General features: G+C 61.9%; 2 protein-coding genes and 1 pseudogene. All 3 read left to right on the top strand.

Going from position 1 to position 2,281, the window contains the following annotated elements; translation table 11 throughout:
* A pseudogene (locus CFB82_RS44405) lies at positions 1 to 168 on the top strand (IS66 family insertion sequence element accessory protein TnpB); the annotation flags it as partial.
* On the top strand, positions 144 to 497 hold the full coding sequence (gene tnpB / locus CFB82_RS41290; RefSeq protein WP_089487936.1) for an IS66 family insertion sequence element accessory protein TnpB: 354 nt from the start codon (positions 144 to 146) through the stop codon (positions 495 to 497). The pseudogene CFB82_RS44405 and the gene tnpB, both read left to right, overlap by 25 nt.
* 31 nt (positions 498 to 528) lie before the next feature.
* Positions 529 to 2,109, top strand: coding sequence for an IS66 family transposase (gene tnpC / locus CFB82_RS41285; RefSeq protein ID WP_089487935.1), 1,581 nt, complete (start codon positions 529 to 531; stop codon positions 2,107 to 2,109).
* Positions 2,110 to 2,281: the final 172 nt, after the last annotated feature.

The raw sequence follows: 2,281 nt of genomic DNA, 5'->3' as shown, positions 1-2,281 counted from the left end.
TCGACATCACCCACATCGTCCCCCCCGACGATGACGCTCGCGTTGCAGGTGCGTCTGTCGAACGGTGTCGAGCTTGAGCTGGGCAAGGCCATCGCGACCATCGACGAACTGACGACCCTGGTTCAGATCCTGGGGAGGCTGCCGTGTTCCGGTTCGACGACAATCTGAAGGTGTATCTGCATCGCGATCCCGTGGACTTCCGGTACGGCTTGAACAGCCTGTCGATTCTCGTCGAGCAGTCGATGCGACTGAATCCAATGGACTCGTCGCTTTACATCTTCGGCAACCGGCGTCGCGACCGGATCAAGATACTTGGGTGGGATGGTAGCGGTTTCTGGCTTCTGATGAAACGATTGGAGACGAGCCACTTCATCTGGCCCGACAACAAGGCTGAGGTCGTGACGATGACGACTAACGTGCTGCACGCGTTGCTCGACGGTGATGACATCACTGCGATTCGACGGCATCCGAAGCAGGAATATCGGCGGGTAAGCTGAACGTGCCATCGGCATGGCTAGTCTAAACGGCATGCCGATCCAGGTCACGATCACCGCCGACGAACTCGCTGCGCTCCTCACGATGCGCGAGGAGCACGCAGCGCTTCGGCAAGAGCGAGACGAATTGCGTGGCATGGTGCGCCTCGTGACGGCGCAACGCGATCTCGCCGAGGAACGACTCCGAGCCTACCGCCGTGAGTTGTTCGGCGCAAAGAGCGAGGCACGAGATTCGGATCAGCTCGGCCTGTTCAACGAAGCCGAAGCGCTCGGCGCGAACAGCGCGCCCGCCCAGGAAGATACGCCGGCAACGACGGTTGCCGCGCCCACGCGCAAGAAGCGCGGCCACCGCAAGCCGCTCGATCCCAATCTGCCGCGCGACGTTGTGCGGCATGAATTGCCCGAAGCCGAACGCTTCTGCGCGAACGACGGGCACGCGCTCGTCGAGTTCGGCGTGGAGATCAGCGAACAGCTCGACGTGATTCCCGAGCAGCTCCGGGTGATTCAGCACCAGCGCGTCAAATATGCGTGCCCGTGCTGCGATCTCGGCATCAAGGTCACGCCGGCGCCGCCGCGCATCATCCCGCGTGGACTGCTGAGCGAATCGGCGCTCGCGTGGATTGCCACCGGCAAGTACCAGTTCGGCATGCCGCTATATCGCCAGGCCGGTTTGCTGCGGCGCTTCGGCGGCGACATCTCGTCGAACACGATCGCCGCCAGCATGGTCCGCGTTGGCCTTGCAACGCAGCCCGTGATCAACCTGATGCGCGACGCATTGCTCGACGCCGAACTGATCTACTGCGACGAGACGACGCTCCAGGTGCTGAAGGAGGAAGGCCGTCGGCCACAAACGACGAGCTACCTGTGGGCGCAAATGACCGGATCGGGCGTGCCTATCCGCTGCTTCACCTATACACCGGGACGCGGCACCAAGCTGGCCGACAAGCTGTTCACCGGGATCCGCGCGGGGGCGGTCATGATGACCGACGGCTACGAGCCCTACAACGACATCGCTGAACGTCATCAACTCGTGCATCTTGGATGCTGGGTTCACGTGAGACGGTACTTCGTCAAAGCGGAAGACAGCGTACCGAAGGCAGCGCGCACGCCCGATCTGCTTGCGATGCGCTTCATCAAGCTGATCGGCAAGCTGTTCGCCGCCGAGGCACGGAGTGAGACGTGGACGACCGAACGACGACAGCGATTGCGACGACGATACAGCGCACACGTACTCGACGCGATCCACGCGCTGATGCTCGAGCAGTCGCCCGGTGTCGTACCGAAAAGCTTGCTCGGCAAGGGGCTGACCTATCTGCGTTCGCAGTGGCCGAAGCTCATCCGTTACGTTGAAAACGGCGACTGGCCGATCAGCAACAACCCGTGCGAAAACGCGATTCGCCCGTTCTGCGTAGGACGCCGCGGATGGCTGTTCAGCGATACCGTCGACGGTGCGAACGCGAGCGCCAATCTCTATACGCTCGTCGAGACCTGCAAGGCCAACGGTATCGACCCGTATCGCTATCTCACCTGGCTGTTTCAGCGCCTGCCGCTAGCGAAGACCGTCGACGACTACGACGCGCTTCTGCCCTGGAAGATGCCGGCCGATCTCCGCTGATCCGCATCGCTAACACACCTCGCACGTTCTGCCACCTTACTCTGAGGGGCTTTGTTCGACAGGGTATGCGCTCAGTTGGTTGCGGGCGCAATTAGGCTGTCTTGACGCAAATCGCCTTGCCGAAGCTGTTCCACCGGTTCACGAGGTTCGCAATGATCACGCCCTCGCGCTG

The sequence above is a fragment of the Burkholderia sp. HI2714 genome (assembly GCF_002223085.1).
In the GTDB taxonomy this organism is placed as follows: domain Bacteria; phylum Pseudomonadota; class Gammaproteobacteria; order Burkholderiales; family Burkholderiaceae; genus Burkholderia; species Burkholderia lata_D.
Note: the sequence above shows the minus strand (reverse complement) of the source record. Positions and strands in the feature narration are given on the sequence as shown.

What these genes read in the sequence shown, in the direction of transcription:
- tnpC (WP_089487935.1), top strand. Translation starts at nt 529, where the DNA reads ATGCCGATCCAGGTCACGATCACCGCCGACGAACTCGCTGCGCTCCTC.